The following is a 19,041-nucleotide window of genomic DNA, read 5'->3' as shown; positions in this document are numbered from 1 at the left end:
GCAATTGCGGTATTTTATGCCACCTTTTTTTATTGCCTTCGTGAATAATTCAGGGTAAAAACAAAAGAACATGCACAGTTTAATTCAGTTATCAATAGTCGTACTGCTACTGCCGCTGCTCTCGTTTGTCACGCTTATATTTTTCAACCGACGCTTGCCGCGACGGGGTGATTTTATAGGTGTCGGCATACTTGGAACAGCATTCGCACTATCAGCCTATATTTTCTGGACGGTTATTGTGCAGAGCTACGATCCTGCATTCAGGATTGCATGGGATTTCACCTGGATTGATCTCGGCAACGTTCCCGGAGTGGGGCCGCTGAAGATCAAAATGGGCATTGTTATTGACAATCTGACGGCCATCATGCTTGCGATGGTGACCCTGATCAGCCTTCTTGTGCATCTCTACTCCACCGGATATATGGCCGGCGACAAGAACTACGGCCGCTATTTTGCCTATCTCGGCATCTTTACCTTTTCGATGCTCGGTATTGTACTCTCCGACAACCTCTTCTCTATCTATATCTTCTGGGAGCTTGTCGGACTCTCCTCATACCTGCTTATCGGCTTCTTCTTTGAAAAGGACAGTGCCGCCGATGCACAGAAAAAAGCTTTTCTTGCCAACCGTGTCGGTGATATCGGCATGTGGCTCGGTATTCTGATTCTCTATTCACAGTTCCACACCTTCAGTTTCTCCGAGGTCTATGCCAACCTTGCAGCAGGGAAGTTCGCCCTCTCAAACGCATGGCTGACCGCCGCCGGAATTCTGCTCTTTATGGGCTGCGTCGGCAAATCGGCACAGTTCCCGCTCCACATCTGGCTGCCTGACGCCATGGAAGGCCCGACACCGGTTTCCGCCCTGATCCATGCTGCGACCATGGTTGCAGCAGGTGTCTACTTCGTTGCCCGTATCTTTGTGATGCTGACACCCGATGCACTCCATGTGATTGCCTTTATCGGTGCCGTTACCGCATTCATGGCAGCGACCATAGCCATTACCCAGAACGATATCAAACGGGTTCTGGCCTACTCGACCGTTTCGCAGCTTGGCTACATGGTTCTCGGCCTCGGTGTCGGAGCCTACTCGGCAGCGCTCTTTCACCTCGTTACGCACGCGTTTTTCAAAGCCTGTCTCTTTCTCGGTTCTGGTGCCATTATCCACGCCATGCACCATGAGCAGGATATGCGCTGGATGGGTGGACTTCGCAAGCATATGCCCTGGACATTCGCAACCTTCACCCTTGCCACGCTTGCCCTGGCCGGTCTTCCCCTGACCAGCGGCTTTTTAAGCAAGGATGCCATCCTTGCCGGAGCGATAGGATTCGCCAACGTTGAGGGAGGCGGTATCTACTATCTTATTCCTGTACTCGGATTCTTCTCCGCCATGCTGACCGCATTCTACATGGGTCGCCAGATCTGGCTTGTCTTCTTCGGTGAAAGCCGTACGCACCTCAAACCGGCTGATCCTCACCATGGCGATCACCATGCGCACGACAGTCACGCGGCTCATGGTGATGATCATCATGCCGAACACGGCGTGCATGAGGTTTCATGGAACATGAGAGCCCCGCTTGTTATTCTTGCAGCACTTTCGGTCTTCTTTGTCTACTCGCCCGATCCGCTTGACGGTGCCAAGGGGTGGTTCATGAAGATGATTCCTACTCCGGCCACAGTGGTTGGTGCCGCCAACCCGCAGATCGGTTCACTCCCGGCCGGTTCGGTTCTGCCTCAGCTTGCAGCAGTCGGTGCTCTTCCGGAAACGCACGCGACGGAAGGTGCAGTTGCGCCTGCTGAACATGGTGCAGCTCCTGCCGCAGCAGAACACGGAGCCGCAGCAGCTTCACACGGCGAAGCAAAGGGAGGGCACGCCTACTCCGATCCGCGTCAGGCAGAGATTGTCCACGCAGGTCATGCAGCGCACTACACGGCCATCTATATTTCGAGCGTCATGGTTGTGCTCGGTATCGGTCTTGCCTTTGTTGTCTATGTCTTCGGTATTATCGATCCGGCAAAGACCGCAGTTGCCATCCGGCCGCTCTATCTCTTTTCGCTCAACAAGTGGTACTGGGACGAGATCTACCAGGCCACCTTCATCAAGGGCTCGGTTGTTCTTTCCAAACTTCTCTCCTGGTTCGACACCAATGTGGTTGACGGTATTGTCAACGGTGTTGCAACCCTGGTCAGGAAGTTCGCCTTCGCCAATGCCGGATTTGACAAATATGTGGTTGACGGCCTCGTAAACTTTACCGCATTCTCTGTCAACACCACCGGTGCGGTTCTGAGAAAACTCCAGACAGGAAAGGTTCAGACCTATGTGGTCATGCTCCTTGTTGCAGTCTTTGGTTACTTTATCTATTACTTTACACGACTGATCTACTAAGAGGGATCTATTTTTAATCTGAAAACTTACAGAAACGGAACATGCTGAGTTTAATTGTATTTCTGCCTATCATCGCCGGTCTGATCATTCTTGCCGTGCCTTCCTCGCAAAAGCAGATAATCAGAATTGTTTCACTGCTTGCGGCTATCGGCCAGGGCGTGCTGGCGTTTCTGATCTGGCGAGGATATGACCCCTCGATTCCGGGAATCACGGCTGGACCGGGCGGCAGCGCCTTCGGATCCTTCCAGTTTGTGGAGAAGCTCTCCTGGATCAATATCAACCTCGGCGCCCTGGGCTCGCTGAACATCGACTACTTCCTCGGTGTTGACGGCATCTCGGTGACCATGGTTATTCTGACCGCACTGGTCTCCGCCATTGGCGTGCTCTCAAGCTGGACCATCCAGAAACAGGTAAAGGGGTACTTTATCCTCTACAACCTTCTGGCCACGGCCATGATGGGCTGCTTTGTCGCGCTTGATTTCTTTCTCTTCTATGTTTTCTGGGAGCTGATGCTTCTTCCGATGTACTTCCTGATCGGCATCTGGGGCGGACCGAACCGTGAATATGCAGCCATCAAGTTCTTCCTCTACACCCTGTTTGGTTCCGTCTTCATGCTGCTTGTCATGATCGGACTTTACTTCAGTGTTACCGATCCGGTTACCGGCAACCACACCTTCTCTCTTGTTGCCATGGCTACCCAGTCGAACTTCAATGTTGCGGGCGCCATATTCGCTCCTGAAAACCACGGATGGCGTCTGATTGCCTTTATCGTGCTCTTCATCGGCTTTGCCATCAAGGTTCCTATGTTCCCGTTCCATACCTGGCTTCCTGATGCTCACGTTGAAGCACCGACCCCTATTTCGGTTATTCTTGCCGGTGTATTGCTGAAGCTTGGAACCTACGGCATGATGCGTATCAACTTCCCGCTCTTCCCGGAAGTCTTCCAGGCATCCATGTATGTGATCGGTATTTTCGGTGCGATCAATATTATATACGGTGCATTCTGTGCCCTTGCCCAGCAGGATCTTAAAAAGATGGTTGCCTACTCCTCCATCAGTCACATGGGCTACGTGCTGCTCGGTCTTGCCGCAGGCAACAGCGAGGGAATGCTCGGCGCGCTCTACCAGATGTTCAACCACGGCACCATCACCGCCATGCTCTTCCTTCTGGTCGGTGTGATCTATGACCGTGCCCATACCCGTCAGATTGACAAGTTCGGAGGCCTTTCCTCCTACATGCCGCGCTATGCCGCAGTTGTGACCATTGCCTGGTTCGCTTCACTCGGTCTGCCCGGCCTGAGCGGCTTCATCTCCGAGGCATTTGTTTTTGTCGGTGCATTCAGTTCGGTAACCACCCGTCCGATTGCCATTGTCTCGGTGCTCGGTATCGTCTTCGGTGCAGCCTATCTGCTCTGGTCGCTGCAGAGAATGTTTCTCGGCAAGAGAAAACCGGATGCAGCCTACGATCTTGAGGTTGATGCAGAGGGTCATGAGCACATCCACTTCCACGACTGGAAAGGAAAGCTCGATCTTGATGCACGCGAGCTGGTTATGCTTGTTCCGCTTGCCGTGATCACCATTGCACTCGGTATCTATCCGATGCCTGTGATCGGCATGCTGACATCAAGCATCAACAAGCTTGTGCAGGTGCTCTCTCCAGTTGTGCTGACATCTTTGAATTAACCGCTTTTGCACGAGGTAAAAGAATAAACGTAGAGAATTATGTTCGAGCTGCCATCAGGTGCTGAAATCCAGAGTATCATAGCTGTTCTCAAGGCAAATACAGGGTTTTTTATACCTGAAATCTATCTGTCCGTGCTCTTTATGGCCGTGATCCTTGTCGATCTGGTCACGAAAGGGAGGAAAAACAATGTGCTCTCCATTACAACCCTTCTCGGGCTTCTTGGCAGCATCTACTTTATCTTCCAGCAGCATGCACTTCCATCCGGAGAGATCTTTTTCGGGATGTATGTCATTGACCGCTACGCACTCTTTTTCAAATACTTCTTTGTTGTTTCCGGTATCATAGCCGTCATCATTACGATGGCCGATGAGCAGTTCAACCGTGAGGTCAAGAGCATGGGTGAGTATTATGCCCTGATCATCTCGATGGTGATCGGCATGATCATGATGGCCTCTTCGGGCGATCTTCTGATGATCTTCCTCTCCATGGAGCTGGTCAGTTTTTCAGCCTACATCCTGACCGGCTATTTCAAGCGCAACCGCCGCTCATCGGAAGCTGCCCTGAAATATCTGGTTTACGGTGCGGTCTCCTCCGGCCTTATGATCTATGGCTTCTCGCTCATCTACGGCCTTACCGCACAGACCAATCTTATCAGGATCAGTGCAACACTTGCACAGCATGGTTATGATCCCCTGATCATGATTCTTGCCACGCTGCTGATTCTTGCCGGATTCGGCTACAAGATCGGCGCTGTGCCTTTCCATTTCTGGAGTCCTGATGTCTATGAAGGTGCTCCTACACCGATTACCGCCTATCTCTCGGTTGCCTCCAAGGCGGCCGGTTTTGCGCTGCTGATGCGCTTCTTCTACATTGCTGTGCCGCGTGCTGCACTTCCAATTGAAGATGTCATGGGTATCGACTGGCTTGCTCTGCTCATTGTGCTCTCCATTGCTTCAATGGTTTACGGTAACGTGGTTGCTCTCTGGCAGAAAAATGTCAAACGACTTCTCGCATACTCCTCGATTGCCCATGCAGGATATCTGCTGCTCGGCGTGCTGCTTCGTGATGCGCTCGGTACACAGGCAACGCTTTTCTATCTGACCTCCTATTTTCTGATGAATTTCGGTGCCTTCTATGTTGTCACCCTTATTGCCAACAAGACCGGCAGCGAGAATCTTGAGGACTACCGCGGGCTCGGCAGACGGATGCCGATTGCCGGTGCAGCTCTCACCGTATTTTTGATCTCCCTTGTCGGTCTTCCTCCGACCATTGGATTCATAGGAAAGCTGATGATCTTCTCGGCACTGCTTGCCAAGGGTTCACTCTATATCTGGCTTGCACTTATCGGTGTACTGACCAGCGTCATCTCGCTCTACTATTATATGCTGATACCGCTCAACATGTATCTGCGTGACTCCGAACAACCGGAAGAGAAGAGCTTCAACCCCGGACTTATCGCAAACATACTGATGTCCTTCCTGATGATCCTGACACTCTGGTTCGGACTCTTTTTCACTCCGCTTTCCGATTTTGCACGATACTCTTCAGCCATGTTCGGTTTAACCCTGCAGTAAGATGGTTAACCTGCATTGAATACACGCAACCCCGTTTTTTCGCAAGGAAGAACGGGTTTTTTTATGGTAAATCGGCGGGTGAATGTTAATTTAAAAAATGTATTTATGATGCTCCACAAAGGAGGCTCCGTTTGAACTGTTCTTGCTTTTAATGGGTATTTCAATCTGACTTTCCGATAAATCGCTTTTACATAATATGGAGGTAAACATGCAAAGCAACCAGACCTTTGCCGAGATATTCCAGGCCAGGGGAGTGAGTCGCAGGGACTTTCTGAAATTCTGTACCATGACGTCGGTCTATCTGGGCCTTGCTCCATCAATGGTACCGAGCGTTGTCGAGGCCATGGAGAAGAAGCCGAGAACGCCGGTTATCTGGCTTCACGGACTTGAATGCACCTGCTGTACAGAATCCTTTATCCGCTCCTCCCACCCCACAATCGAAGACCTGCTCTTCAACATGATCTCCCTTGACTACGATGATGCACTCAGCGCCGCAGCGGGCACGCAGCTTGAGGATGTGCGCCGCAAGATCATGAAGGATTACAAGGGGAAGTACATTCTGGCTGTTGAAGGCAATGCCTCCACAAAGGATGACGGTGTCTACTGCATGGTCGGGGGTGACTCCTTCCTCAATACCCTGAAAGAGACTGCCGCTGATGCAGCCGCAATTATCGCATGGGGCAACTGTGCATCATTCGGATGCGTGCAGAACGCCCATCCCAATCCGACAGGAGCCGCTCCGGTTTCCGAGATTATCAAGGACAAGCCGATTGTCAAGGTTTCCGGATGTCCTCCGATTTCGGAGGTGATGACCGGTGTTATTACCCATTTCCACACCTTCGGCACCCTCCCCGAGCTTGACCGGCTTGGACGTCCAAAGGCCTTCTACAACACCCGCATTCACGACAAGTGCTACCGTCGAGCCTTCTTTGACGCCGGAATGTTTGTCAGAAGCTTTGATGACGATTCAACCAGAAAGGGTTGGTGCCTCTACAAGATGGGATGCAAGGGGCCGACAACCTACAACTCCTGCTCCAAGATTCAGTGGAACGGAGGCACAAGCTTCCCGATCGGCTCCGGCCACCCCTGTATCGGTTGCTCCGAACCCAACTTCTGGGACAAGGGACCATTCTATACCCGAAAGGCTGAAGTTTCGTTCCTTGGAAGCGACAGTAACGCTGACAAGATCGGCATGGTTGCCGTCGGCGCAGCCGCTGCAGGTGCAGCCGCACATGCTGCCGTTACGGCCGCGAAAAAGGCAAAAGCAGAGAGCTCAGAAAAAGACAAAGCTTAATCAGGAGTAGAGAAACATGGCAAAAAAAATAGTTGTCGATCCGATCCCCCGTATTGAGGGACATCTCAGAATAGAGGCAAAGCTGAACGAGAGTAATGTTATTGAAGATGCTTTCAGCAGCGGCACAATGTGGCGCGGTATCGAGGTTATTCTGAAGGGACGCGATCCGAGGGATGCCTGGGCATTTACCGAGCGTATCTGCGGAGTCTGTACCACCGTTCATGCTCTCGCTTCGGTTCGTTGCGTCGAGGATGCGCTTGGTATCGATATTCCTGCCAACGCCCGCATCATCCGCAACCTGATGAATGCAACCCAGGTGACGCAGGATCATCTGGTACACTTCTACCATCTTCACGCCCTTGACTGGGTAGATGTGGTGAGCGCGCTGAAAGCCGATCCCAAACAGGCCTCCGTTATTGCCCAGAGCATCTCGGCCTGGCCGAAATCCTCACCCGGCTACTTCAAGGATCTCCAGCAGCGCCTCATCGGCTTTGTTGACAGCGGCCAGCTCGGTATTTTTGCCAACGGCTACTGGGGTCACCCCGGCTACAAACTTCCTCCGGAGGTGAACCTTATTGCGGTTGCGCACTACCTTGAGGCGCTTGATTTCCAGAAGGAGATCATCAAGATTCACACCATTTTCGGCGGCAAAAACCCCCATCCGAACTATCTGGTTGGCGGTATGGCCTGTGCCATTGACCCGAACAGCGACACAGCGATCAACATCGAGCGTCTTTCGATGATCAAGAAGATTATCGACGACACCCAGACCTTTATTGACCAGGTCTACATTCCCGACCTGATCGCCATTGCCGGATACTACAAGGGGTGGCTGCACGGCGGCGGACTCGGCAACTATCTCAGCTACGGCGATTTTCCCGAGACCACGCTTGCCGACTTCAAGACCCTGCTCTGGCCAAGAGGAGCCATTCTTGGCAAGGATCTCACCACCATTCATGATGTCGATCCGAGAGATGCCGCACAGGTAACCGAAGAGGTGAGCCATAGCTGGTACACCTACAAGGGTGGTGACGGCAAGGGGCTTCACCCCTGGAAGGGCGAGACCACGCCGAACTATACCGGCCCGAAACCACCGTTCCAGTATCTCGATACCGACAAGAAGTACAGTTGGCTGAAAACTCCCCGCTGGAAGAACAACCCGATGGAGGTCGGCCCGCTTGCCCGTGTGCTTGTCGCCTACGCCAAGGGTGATCCGATGATCAAGGATACGGTCGGTCTTGTGCTCTCAAAACTCGAAGTCGGACCCGAGGCACTTTTCTCGACGCTCGGCCGCACCGCAGCCAGAGGCATCGAGTGCAAGCAGACCGCAGGGTTCATGCGTCACTACTATGATCAGCTTGTTGCCAATATCAAAACCGGCGACTACCGCACCTTCAACAGCGAGCGGTGGGATCCCGATAGCTGGCCTAAAGAGTGCAAGGGTTTCGGCTACACCGAGGCTCCCCGCGGTTCGCTCGGCCACTGGATCCATATCGAGGATGAGAAGATCAAGGAGTACCAGATTGTGGTACCTTCGACCTGGAACGCTTCGCCGAGAGATGTCAACGGCAACATCGGCGCATACGAGTCGGCACTGAAGGGGACGCCGGTCGCCAATCCCGACCAGCCGCTTGAGATCCTCAGAACCGTTCACTCATTCGATCCTTGCCTGGCCTGTGCCTCGCATCTCTTCGACATGAACGGCAATGAGATAACGTCGGTTAAAATCGTCTAAAAGGAGCTTCACATGGGTAGAATAATTGAAGAGATCTACGTCTGGAGACTGCCGGTAAGGCTCTATCACTGGATCAATGCGCTTACGATTGTGATTCTGATGATAACCGGCCTCTATATTGCAGCTCCGCTGATCAATCCGCCTCTCGGTGAGGCGGTCTGGTACAAGGGGATGGCGTGGTGGCGCTACATGCACTTTGTTGCAGCGTTTATCTTTGTTGCCAACTTCATCTTCCGTCTCTACTGGGCGCTGTTCGGTAACGACAAATATGCCCGATTCGGCGGATTCCAGCCCTGGTCACCCTCATGGTGGGGCAAACCCTTCCGGGAGCAGGTTGAGTCCTATCTGTTTCTGAGGAGTGACGAGCCGAACTATGTGGGGCACAACCCGGTTGCCGCGCTTGCGCACTTTATCTTTATCTTCTGCGGTTCCAGCTTCATGATCTTCACCGGGCTGGCAATGTATGGAGAGAACAACCCCGGTGGGTTCAACTCCACCATGTTCGGCTGGCTGATTCCGCTCTTCGGCGGAAGCTACTCGCTGCACTTTCTGCACCACGTGATGGCATGGATCTTCCCGGTCTACTTTATCATGCATATCTATGCGGTGATTCGTCACGATGTGGTTGACCGCACCAGCGTCACCTCATCAATCATCACGGGGTTCAAGCACAAGGTGGAAGAGGAACCGAGTTAACGCTGTTTCCATCGCTCTTTTGCCCCCGATTCGTCGGGGGCTTTTTTTAGCTCCGGAGGAGCGCGACATTGGCAGCCCCCAACGAAGTTGGAGGAGGGGTTAATAAATTATAGTTCAATTGAAACACAGCAAGATCAACATCATCGGCCTCGGCAACACCCTCCATGGAGACGAGGGGTTCGGTGTGGCGGCGGTCAACGCGTTCCGTGAATCATCATCCTATCCCGAATCGGTCAGCTTTATCGACGGAGGCACCCAGGGGGTCTATCTGCTCGACTTTATCGAGTCATGCGATGCACTCATGGTCTTTGACGCGCTTATTCCCCTGGAGTACGACCGGGGGGTCTATGTCTATCGCAACGAAGAGCTTCCCGATTTCATTCACCGCAAGATGAGTTCCCACCAAATGGGCTTCAGCGAACTGATAGGTGTGGCCAAACTGCGCGGCAGAATGCCTAAGGAGCTGGTGCTGATCGGCATCCCCCCCAGAGAGCTTGAACTCTCGCTCAACCTGAGCGCCGAAGTATCCGGGCTCCTCCCCGAAGCCGTAGAGAAGGGAAGAGTCATTGTTGATAGCTGGCTTTCAGCAGATGAATAATTGAAATGCGTTATAAGGGCAATCACGCAGGATTGCCCCTACAGTAGATTACGTGTCTTTTCACGTGTATTTCGTGGACTAATCTGTTTTCTACGGTTTTATTAACCGCAAAAACTCACTCCTTGTCGACTGTGAGCTGATAAACTGCCCCGACATGGCTGATGTTGTGGTCACGGAGTTGAGCTTCTCCACACCGCGCATAACCATGCACATGTGGCGGGCCTCAATCACCACACCAACCCCCTTCGGGTTGAGCACACTCTGGATGGCGTCGCGTATCTGCTGGGTAAGCCGCTCCTGTACCTGAAGGCGGCGGGAAAAGACCTCCGCCACACGGGCAAGTTTTGAGAGCCCCACAATCTTGCCGTCAGGAATGTAGGCGATATGCGCCTTGCCGAAAAAGGGGAGCATGTGGTGCTCGCACATCGAGAAGATATCGATATCCTTTACCAGTACCATCTCGTCATAGGACTCGGTGAAGACCGCATTTTTTAGCAGCTCCTCCGGATCCTGGCTGTACCCTCTGGTCAGAAAGCGCATGGATCGGGCAACCCGCTCGGGTGTTTTAAGCAGCCCTTCGCGCCGGGGGTCCTCGCCGATCCCCTCAAGCATGGCAGTCACCGCTTCGGAGAGCCCTCCGAGAATATGCGGTTCGGTATCGGGTGTATCTCTATAACAGTCATCATCATCGCAGCAGCTCCCGCGACCCGAAGGGAGCGGATTACTGGCCGAGATAGCGGACGGAATTTTTTCCTGTTTCATATATTTTTACTTCGTGGAGAGCGATCTCCCGGTTATTGATGTTACGCAGTCGTTGTTCGAGTATATCCCAGATCAGTACCGCAAGCACTTCGGTTGTCGGCACGCACTCCCTCAGCTCCGGCACGTCAAGGTTGAGGTTTCGGTGGTCGAAGCGCTCAATGATCTCCTCCTCAAGAATAGCCTTCAGCTCCTTGAGGTCAAAGAGGAAGCCGGTAGCAGGGTCAACCACGCCGTAAAGGGTGATTTCAAGCAGATAGTTGTGGCCGTGCCCGTTTTTATTGCTGCATTTTCCGTAAATTTCGCCGTTCTCTTCATCCGTAAAGTCCGGATTGAAAAGCCGATGCGCAGCATTGAACTCTATTTTTCGTGAAACGTAGACTCTTCTCGGTTTTTCCAAAAGATCTTTCATGGGCAGCAGTTGTTCTTGTTCCTTCTCTTGAATTGTACCATCCTGCATGATGCAGTAATGTACTCTTTTCGATCTACAATTTGTATTGAAGGTAACTTGGGCTTTCTTCTATAAGTTTCAACAAAGTTGCACGTTGCAGCATTATCTATCTTGGCACCCCCCAACTGGAATAGGGGGATTTGAGCGAACAGAATAATTATCTTTTATCTCCTGGCTCTCATCAAAATCGTTTTTTTATTACCCTATGCACACTACCGTTACCTTCAAAGGCCAACTGCCCCTCGTCGGCATCAACGAGAAGGGCCAGAAGACCCGTTTTGACGCCACAATGGATTTTTCAGGCCCGGCAAAGTATGCCACACCGATGGATACGGTGCTTGAAGCGCTTGGAGCCTGCTCCATGATGGATATTATCGCCATCATCAAAAAGATGCGAAAGGAGCTGACCCTGCTCCAGGCTGACCTTGAGGCCGAAAGGGCGGAGGAGCACCCGAAGGTCTTTACCTCGATCCACATCAGATACCGGATGAAGAGCCCGGACGGATCGCTCGCCGATCTCGAAAAAGCCGCCGGACTCTCCATGGAGAAGTACTGCAGCGTCGCCGCCATGCTCCGCGGCTCCGGCTGCAACATAACCTGGAGCACCGAACTGGCCTGAACCAGCAACGCCCGCTGATTCTCTTCAATCAGGAACCCCAAACTGTCATCTCGAACGCAGAGAGAGATCTCCTTTTCCGAAAACCAGATCCCTCCCTTCAGTTCGGGATGACAATCCAGCATTCAAAATCTCTTCAACGAGGGCGAAGTTGCATTTTGCGAAGTGACGCATTGGTTTGCGAGAATATGGTTATATTGTGACCTTAAAAAAGGTTTGAATTATGGTCTGAAAAAAGCTCTTGATTATGAAAAACATTCGGGCTTCAAGCGATATCATTCCGTTGGGTGAGTTCAAAGTCGGCATCTCTTCCTGTCTGAAAAAGGTGCAGACGACCGGGCATCCGTTGATTATTACCCGGAATGGCCGGGCTGCCGGAGTGCTTCTTTCACCGAAAGAGTATGACAGTCTCGTCTATCATAAACAGTTTGTTGCTTCGGTTGAGCAGGGTCTGGCCGCAGCCGAGTCCGGTGAGGTTTATGGCACCGAAGAGGTCAGGAAAATGCTTGCAGACAAAAGATCCTCCGGCAAGCAATGAATGTTGTCTGGACAACAGAAGCGGTCAGAAAGCTTGACGCCATGACATATTGGTATTGTATTGAGTTGTCGACAGCCTGTCGATAACTCACAAGAAGGATAGAGTCGGCAAAAGTTGTTATTATGACAGTGAAATTGGAAACGTATGGATGTCACGAAACAGCAAATACTTGATCTGATCCGGCAGGGTGAGGGGATTTCGGTAGAATTCAAAACCTGCCGGAATAAGATCAACCGTGATGTTTATGATACGGTTTGCGCCTTTCTCAATCGGCATGGCGGCACTATTCTTCTTGGTGTTCAGGATGATGGAACATTGCAGGGTATTGAGCCGGATGCTGTAACGCAGATCAAAAAAGACTTTGTCACTGCAATCAACAACCCGCTTAAACTCACTCCGCCAACCTATCTCTCTATTGATGTTGCCGAGGTGGATGGGAAATCCCTGCTGCGTATTTATGTGCCGGAAAGTTCTCAGGTGCATCGCTGCAATGGGCGCATATACGATCGTAATGAAGATGGAGATCTGGATATTACGGATCACACTACACAAGTCGCGCATCTCTATCAGCGTAAACAGGCAACGTTCAGTGAAAACAGGGTACACCCCTGGATTCAGGTTAAAGACCTTCGCCCGGAATTGATAGAAAAATGCCGACGATATGCTCGTATAAACAAGGACAATCATTCCTGGGCTGATATGGATGACCTGCAACTCCTCAAGAGTGCGCAGCTTTATCAAGAGGATCCAGAGACAAAGCAAAATGGAGTCACTCTGGCTGGAGTCATGCTGTTCGCGCCTGACCAGCTTATCCTGAAAGTTTGTCCTGCGCATCGAACCGACCTGATTCTGCGCAAGGTCAATGTGGACCGTTACGATGACCGAGATCTGGTTCGCACCAACCTTATCGATAGCTACGACCGGATTCTGGCTTCTGTCCAAAAGCATTTACCAGATCCTTTTTATCTGGAAGGCATTGAGCGCAGAAGCCTGCGGGATGCCATTTTCCGCGAAGTTGCATCCAATATGCTGATTCATCGCGAATATTCCAGTGGCGTTCCGTGTAGGTTTATTATTGAATACGGGCAAGTGACCACCTTCAATGCGAATCGTCCTCACGGGTTTGGCCTGCTTAACCCCGATACATTCGCACCTTATCCTAAAAACCCGGTGATTGGTGCGTTTTTCAGGGAGATAGACAGGGCAGACGAACTGGGATCGGGTATGCGCAAGATGATGATCTACGGTAAAAAGTATGGAGGTGCAGATCCGCAGCTCATCGAAGGGGATGTTTTTCGTATGATCATCAGTGTGCCGGAATTTGGCGAAAAACCCTCCCATATACTGGAAGTCTCATCAAGGCCAGAGTCGGGGCCAGAGTCAATTTTTGAAAGAGTGATCAGGGAGTTGCTCATCGGGTCCCGATCAAAATCAGAACTGGCGATAGCGCTCGGCCATACGTCGGTTTCGGGAAAACTCAATGAACGAGTTCGTGAAATGCTGGCTGATGATTTGATTGAATACACCATTCCTGACAAACCAAAAAGCCGACTTCAAAAATATCGCCTGACTGAAAAAGGTCGAAAATTGCTGGAGAACAGATGAAACAGTGACGTGTTCCTCGCTTTTTTCTGCTTCAGAACAACAGTCACATCAGAGCATGTTTGAACCCATACTGAATCAGACGCTTGGCTGCCGGGTTTTAACTACTGGTAATTAATCCCGTTTTGGGTGCATTCTCTTCTTGATCTCTTCAATTCAAAATCTTTTCAAGGTGTCTGTTGATTTTCTCTTTGGAAAAAATGAAATGATATCATAAAATAGTATCATGCATAAACGGCAGCAAAAGATTCTGGACCGGATTTTTGAGAATCCGGTACGTTCTGACGTTCAATGGTCGGACATTGAGAATCTGTTGCAGGCTCTTGGTGCTGAATTGTCAGAGGGCAAAGGTTCAAGAGTTCGCATGGTGCTTAACGGTGTGCGGGCTGTTTTTCACAGGCCTCATCCTCAAAAAGAGACAGACAAGGGGGCGTTACAATCAATGAGACGTTTTTTAAAAGAGGCGGGAGTGCGATAATCATGCTTAGATACAACGGATATTCGGGTCACGTGGAATATGATGATGAGGCAGGCATATTTCATGGCGAGGTGCTTGATACAAGGGATGTCATTACCTTCCAGGGTAAGACCGTGGATGAGATAGAGACCGCGTTCAGGGAGTCGGTTGAGGACTATCTTGACTTTTGCCGGGAGAGGGGAGAGGAGCCGGACAAGCCGTTCTCCGGTAAACTGGTTCTGCGGATGAGCCCTGAACTTCATCACAAAGTGTTTGTCAAGGCGGTCAAATCAGGAAAAAGCCTGAACAGATGGATTTCCGATACCCTCGAATCAGCCTGAATATTGCCGCTGTTTCTCCTGAATAATCCAGCATTCAAAATCTCTTCAGGTGTCATGCCAAACTGAAAGGAGGCATCTCTACTCAGGCGTGTCTCTGCTTGTGATGTCGTTATGAATACATACCCGCGTTCAGCCTCCCCCTACCTGTGTGCGTTTGAGCCCATTTTGTAGAGTTCGTCGCGGGCGTCCCCCGAAGTTATATTTCGACGGCTTCGAATAACGATAGTCGGATTGCTTTTTGCAGGAGTTTTTCTACATTAGTATAAAAACCTTACGCATGAGCAAGCATTATACTACAGAAGAAGCAGCTCTCTATCTTGGCGTATCTTCAGCAAGAATCCGCCAGTATATTCTCGAAGAGCGTTTGCAGACCGATAAATCGGGGAGAGATCACCTCATTGAAGAATCTGTTCTTTCGGATTTTGCCATGTTTGGCAGAAAAAAGGTTGGTCGTCCTTTCCTCGAACAGGGCAGCACGGATCTTGTCACTGCCGAGCAAGAGAGTGCCTCAGCGTCAAACCCTTTCATCAACAGAGATCAGCTTGATGAAGAGGGGATTCAGGTGATCAATGGTGACACCAGAGATATTATCAAACGACTTCCTGACAACACCTTCAAATGTGTTGTTACCTCTCCGCCTTACTGGGGAGTAAGGGATTATGGTGTTGAAAACCAGATTGGTGCTGAGCCTGACATTCAGGATTATATCAAGGTTCTTGTTGCAATATTCTCTGAAGTACGGCGTGTTTTGAAACCTGAAGGGACCTTCTGGCTGAACATCGGCAATACCTATACTTCAGGCGGCAGAAAATGGCGACAGGAGGACTCTAAAAACCGGGGCAGGGCAATGTCATATCGTCCGCCTACACCTGATGGACTCAAGAAAAAAGACCTGATCGGTGTGGCATGGATGGTGGCATTGGCTTGCCAGCTTGACGGATGGTATCTACGCAATGACATCATCTGGCACAAACCGAATTGTCAGCCTGAAAGCGTGAAAGACCGCCTGACGGTTGCGCATGAATACCTTTTCATGTTTTCAAAATCCGAACAGTACTATTTTAATCAGGAAGCAATCAAAGAGTCATATACAAACGGAAACGGCTTTAAAAACAAGCGCACAGTCTGGTCAATCAATACCGAACCTTGTGCAGAAGCTCATTTTGCGGTTTTCCCGAAAAATCTGGTGCGGCCATGCATTTTAGCCGGTTCAGAGAAAAATGATCTGATTCTTGATCCTTTCTATGGAGCAGGGACGGTTGGAATTGTTTCGCAGGAACTTAACCGCAAGTGTGTCGGCATTGAGATCAATCCGGATTATGTGGATATTTCAGGCAGGCGCAACGCCCGTGTCCAGGGAGCGCTTATGTTTCAGGAATCGTGAATTCCCAACGTGCATGCACCATACAGCGACTTTTCAGAAGATTCTTGAGCTGAAGTTTCCGCTCACTACCCCCATCAAAGTAAAGTTGGAACAACTCGGTTTCACCTTCACGGATAAAGCAGTAACCTGGTTTCGGGAATTGCCTGCTTTCGGTTTTCATCTCCAGCATTCCGCTGCCAGCAAGCATCAGAAGAGCCCTGGGTATCTCCACCAGTTCATAAATCCAGTTCGGAGCTTTCTGGAGGGTTCGGAGAATGAGTACCCTCTCATAGTGGTCAAGGTGCTCAAGGAATAGATTGAGCAGTGTTACAAGATCAGCAGGATTGTCGCCCCAGAGCCCTTTTCCCAGCTCCATGAATTTACTGATCCATATTCGGTCTTCCCTGATCCCTTTGTCTGCCTGTGTTTTTAATGAAATACGGGTATTGTCGATGGTGATGTCATGCCCCCGGTTTCCCTTTGGTGCAAGCTTTGCCCGGTCGGAAGAGATGTTGACAACACGCTCAAGAACATATTCGAATTTGTCTTTTGAAAATGGCTCGGCAGAAAAACTGTGATGAATTCTCAGCGCATCGCCAAAATTCTCCAGAGTCTCGTCATCAAAGAGATTGGAGTGAAAAATTGAGTAGCGATGCTCACACTGAAATATCTGAACTGTTCTTTCAAGCCATGAAAACTGGCCCGGAGTAAGTTCCCGAATGGATGCAATCAGCAATTCAATTCGGTTTCTGTCTATTTCGCTCATATTTAAGTGGTTACAGGGATGTTACTCTGAAATAATGAGATTAACTGAATCATCAAACAAATACAAATAAAGCACGGGAAGGTATTGCCTTGATCCATCCCTGATCCATCCTCCGGCCTCTCTTCAAGGTGTCACGCCAAACTGAAAGGAGGCATCTCTGTTCAGTTCGGCATTTGCAGGTATCTACTCTCTATCGATGGCCTCTCCATCTGTTTCTTATGCAGGGAGATTAGAGTGTTGGCTGTCCATGGACAAACCTCTTTTCATTTCTTCAACCTCTTCCTCTCAGCACCCAGAACTCAGCACTTTCTTTCCTCATCCCTCAGCACTATTTTTCTCCCACTTCCCACCCAAATATTTATGGAGTTGCTGTTGTTCAGATGATTTTTTTGCTGCTCTTGTAGAGTCCCCGAAGTGCATTTAAGTGGAAATTATTTGTTTATAGTTATCGTAATTGCTAACTTTGGGCATGAGTTATGAAATTTAATACTTCCATCCAAGTATTAAAGATACTGTTGATGGATGGCCTCCCGGTATCAGGGCCGATTTCAGGAAAATTTCGCTTCTTTTAAAGGAGTACGGTCCAAATGTGAGGATGCCCCATACCAAAGCAATGGGGGAAGGCCTTTTTGAAATGAGACCGAAAGGTCGGGATGGTATCGGCAGAGCGCTCTATTGTTATCAAAAAGGCAAAAAGATCATAATTCTGCACGCCTTTATCAAAAAAAACAGACAACACCGTTAAAAGAGTTGAGCGTTGCCAGAAAAAGATTACAGGAGATTAAAAATGGATGAACTGAAATACCAGCCAGTGCTATACGATGTTGAGGGGGATATTGCCAAAGACCTTCAGGACAAGGATTTTCGCAGAGAATATGAAGCGCTGGGCCCAAAATACGCACTTATCAGGGAACTGCTCTCTGCAAGGCGGTTATCTGGTATGACACAGGAAGCCGTAGCCCTGAAAATCGGGACAACCAAAAGTGCGATCTCCAGACTTGAATCCGGCAGCAAACATGCACCATCCATCGCTACGCTCATGAGATATGCTGATGCTGTAGGCTGCGAACTGGAAATTAAACTAAATCCAAAACAGCAATCGCAAAAGATCTGACCCGGTCAATAATCACCTATAGATGGGGAGGAATGCCAGGGTAATATTACTCCATGAGCAAATCAAGGAAATCCACGGTGGTGGGTTCAGGGAACAACGGTCAGCATTCACCAACTGGCTGAACGCTATGACACAACGCTGCTCACTATTTTATACTGTTGGTGGAATTACCCTTTAGGTATGGCCGTCAGTCCTATTCTTCCCTTTCGAGCCAATTCGTGTAATTCGTGGACAACCTCTTCCTCTCAGCACCCAGAACTCAGCACTTTCTTCCCTCTTCCTCTCAGCACTATGTTTTCTCCCATTACTTACCTCTCTCACTTACGTCCCTAAATGCTTTTTCGAGACTCATTCGACAGCTCTCTAATCGTTGGCATAGCTGTGAATTTGACTACTCATGATTCCGTGGTTTAAAGATAGTAAATCACGACCGTCCTGGAGTTACAGATTCTTTTCTTGAGTCCAGATAGAGGGTATCCGGACAAATATCCTGTTCATGCGGCCAAGCTATAGACCCATGCTCTGCTCGAACCTGTTTGAAATAGCTTTTGTCACGCAGCTCTTTGAAAACGCCATGATCCAGCAAATCATGGCAATCATAGGTTCCTTTTTCCCCATTGGTGAAGACAAGGGACAAGGTATAATCATCACCGGGAGTAACCGTTACTACTCGTGGGTTCATTTTTTACCTCAATGGTTCAATCTTGTATGGTTGCTGTCCGGATAGAGCAAGTTGCCAGTCCGCAACCAATTCATCCTGGTGAAGCTCCATCCATGCCAGCAGTAGTTTCATTTTATTGCTCGGAATACTGCCTTCGAGTATTTTACCTTCAGGAATGGAGACTATAACTTCGTTTTCCTGGTAAATTGCATGAATATGAGGGCTGTGGTGCTGCCGATTGTCTTTGAAATACAGGTAAACTATTATACCATAAAACATTGATATCGCTGGCATTCAAACCTCCTTCTCAGTTGTTGCTTGTTTTTCAGGGTATACGGAAACGTCGAAGCATTGTATCCTGAATTATTCACGAAGGCAATAAAAAAAGGTGGCATAAAATACCGCAATTGCTT

At 49.9% G+C, this 19,041-nt stretch carries 20 protein-coding genes; 15 read left to right on the top strand and 5 right to left on the bottom strand.

From position 1 onward, the window contains the following. Positions 1-70: 70 nt before the first annotated feature. From nuoL to BOO20_RS03530, 7 genes are all read left to right on the top strand, one after another. Positions 71-2,380: an NADH-quinone oxidoreductase subunit L gene (gene nuoL / locus BOO20_RS03560; RefSeq protein ID WP_076790635.1), complete on the top strand. Its 2,310-nt coding sequence runs from the start codon at positions 71-73 to the stop codon at positions 2,378-2,380. Between the two features lie 41 nt (positions 2,381-2,421). After that, positions 2,422-4,062: a NuoM family protein gene (locus tag BOO20_RS03555; protein WP_076790633.1), complete on the top strand. Its 1,641-nt coding sequence runs from the start codon at positions 2,422-2,424 to the stop codon at positions 4,060-4,062. Positions 4,063-4,101: 39 nt separating this feature from the next. Next, the gene (locus BOO20_RS03550; RefSeq protein ID WP_076790631.1) at positions 4,102-5,637 is read left to right on the top strand and encodes an NADH-quinone oxidoreductase subunit N; all 1,536 of its coding nucleotides are present in this window, start codon (positions 4,102-4,104) and stop codon (positions 5,635-5,637) included. A gap of 208 nt (positions 5,638-5,845) precedes the next feature. Further along, complete coding sequence (locus BOO20_RS03545; RefSeq protein WP_076790639.1) at positions 5,846-6,931, top strand: hydrogenase small subunit; 1,086 nt, start codon at positions 5,846-5,848, stop codon at positions 6,929-6,931. 16 nt (positions 6,932-6,947) lie between these two features. Continuing rightward, entirely contained in the window at positions 6,948-8,666 is a 1,719-nt protein-coding gene (locus tag BOO20_RS03540; RefSeq protein WP_076790629.1) for a nickel-dependent hydrogenase large subunit, read from the top strand. Positions 8,667-8,678: 12 nt separating this feature from the next. Then, positions 8,679-9,362 carry a Ni/Fe-hydrogenase, b-type cytochrome subunit gene (gene cybH / locus BOO20_RS03535; RefSeq protein ID WP_076790628.1) on the top strand — a complete coding sequence of 228 codons (684 nt, stop codon included), beginning with the start codon at positions 8,679-8,681 and terminating at the stop codon, positions 9,360-9,362. Positions 9,363-9,480: 118 nt separating this feature from the next. After that, a complete protein-coding gene (locus BOO20_RS03530) occupies positions 9,481-9,960 on the top strand; it encodes a HyaD/HybD family hydrogenase maturation endopeptidase (protein WP_076790626.1) in 480 nt (159 codons plus the stop codon). Between the two features lie 90 nt (positions 9,961-10,050). On the opposite strand, the gene folE is transcribed toward BOO20_RS03530, so the two are convergent. Continuing rightward, complete coding sequence (folE, locus tag BOO20_RS03525; RefSeq protein ID WP_076790624.1) at positions 10,051-10,722, bottom strand: GTP cyclohydrolase I FolE; 672 nt, start codon at positions 10,720-10,722, stop codon at positions 10,051-10,053. Then, positions 10,682-11,131, bottom strand: coding sequence for a 6-carboxytetrahydropterin synthase (locus BOO20_RS03520; RefSeq protein ID WP_076790637.1), 450 nt, complete (start codon positions 11,129-11,131; stop codon positions 10,682-10,684). Before BOO20_RS03520 ends, folE begins: the two co-directional genes overlap by 41 nt. A gap of 244 nt (positions 11,132-11,375) precedes the next feature. Between BOO20_RS03520 and BOO20_RS03515 the strand changes: the two genes are divergently transcribed. From BOO20_RS03515 to BOO20_RS03490, 6 genes are all read left to right on the top strand, one after another. After that, positions 11,376-11,789, top strand: a complete 414-nt coding sequence (locus BOO20_RS03515) for an OsmC family protein (protein ID WP_076790622.1) — start codon at positions 11,376-11,378, stop codon at positions 11,787-11,789. A 244-nt stretch (positions 11,790-12,033) separates the two neighbouring features. Then, the gene (locus BOO20_RS03510) at positions 12,034-12,324 is read left to right on the top strand and encodes a type II toxin-antitoxin system Phd/YefM family antitoxin (protein WP_076790619.1); all 291 of its coding nucleotides are present in this window, start codon (positions 12,034-12,036) and stop codon (positions 12,322-12,324) included. A gap of 144 nt (positions 12,325-12,468) precedes the next feature. Then, a complete protein-coding gene (locus BOO20_RS03505; RefSeq protein ID WP_076790617.1) occupies positions 12,469-13,929 on the top strand; it encodes an RNA-binding domain-containing protein in 1,461 nt (486 codons plus the stop codon). A 223-nt stretch (positions 13,930-14,152) separates the two neighbouring features. Then, positions 14,153-14,404, top strand: a complete 252-nt coding sequence (locus BOO20_RS03500; protein WP_076790615.1) for a type II toxin-antitoxin system HicA family toxin — start codon at positions 14,153-14,155, stop codon at positions 14,402-14,404. Positions 14,405-14,406: 2 nt separating this feature from the next. After that, positions 14,407-14,724: a type II toxin-antitoxin system HicB family antitoxin gene (locus tag BOO20_RS03495; RefSeq protein ID WP_076790614.1), complete on the top strand. Its 318-nt coding sequence runs from the start codon at positions 14,407-14,409 to the stop codon at positions 14,722-14,724. Between the two features lie 277 nt (positions 14,725-15,001). Continuing rightward, positions 15,002-16,108: a DNA methyltransferase gene (locus BOO20_RS03490; RefSeq protein WP_076790612.1), complete on the top strand. Its 1,107-nt coding sequence runs from the start codon at positions 15,002-15,004 to the stop codon at positions 16,106-16,108. Here the strand turns inward: BOO20_RS03490 and BOO20_RS03485 are convergent. Beyond that, positions 16,089-16,853, bottom strand: coding sequence for a restriction endonuclease (locus tag BOO20_RS03485; RefSeq protein ID WP_076790610.1), 765 nt, complete (start codon positions 16,851-16,853; stop codon positions 16,089-16,091). The genes BOO20_RS03490 and BOO20_RS03485 overlap by 20 nt on opposite strands. 502 nt (positions 16,854-17,355) lie before the next feature. Between BOO20_RS03485 and BOO20_RS13040 the strand changes: the two genes are divergently transcribed. Continuing rightward, a complete protein-coding gene (locus tag BOO20_RS13040; RefSeq protein ID WP_368665419.1) occupies positions 17,356-17,598 on the top strand; it encodes a type II toxin-antitoxin system RelE/ParE family toxin in 243 nt (80 codons plus the stop codon). Between the two features lie 42 nt (positions 17,599-17,640). Continuing rightward, positions 17,641-17,967, top strand: coding sequence for a helix-turn-helix transcriptional regulator (locus BOO20_RS03475; RefSeq protein WP_076790609.1), 327 nt, complete (start codon positions 17,641-17,643; stop codon positions 17,965-17,967). Positions 17,968-18,391: 424 nt separating this feature from the next. Here the strand turns inward: BOO20_RS03475 and BOO20_RS03470 are convergent, their stop codons facing one another. Together BOO20_RS03470 and BOO20_RS03465 are read right to left on the bottom strand one after the other, a co-directional pair. After that, positions 18,392-18,649, bottom strand: a complete 258-nt coding sequence (locus BOO20_RS03470; RefSeq protein ID WP_076790607.1) for a DUF2442 domain-containing protein — start codon at positions 18,647-18,649, stop codon at positions 18,392-18,394. Positions 18,650-18,652: 3 nt separating this feature from the next. Beyond that, positions 18,653-18,922, bottom strand: a complete 270-nt coding sequence (locus tag BOO20_RS03465; protein WP_076790606.1) for a DUF4160 domain-containing protein — start codon at positions 18,920-18,922, stop codon at positions 18,653-18,655. Positions 18,923-19,041: the final 119 nt, after the last annotated feature.

Origin of the sequence: Chlorobium sp. KB01, assembly GCF_001975465.1 — a bacterium.
Lineage (GTDB): Bacteria > Bacteroidota > Chlorobiia > Chlorobiales > Chlorobiaceae > Chlorobium.
Note: the sequence above shows the minus strand (reverse complement) of the source record. Positions and strands in the feature narration are given on the sequence as shown.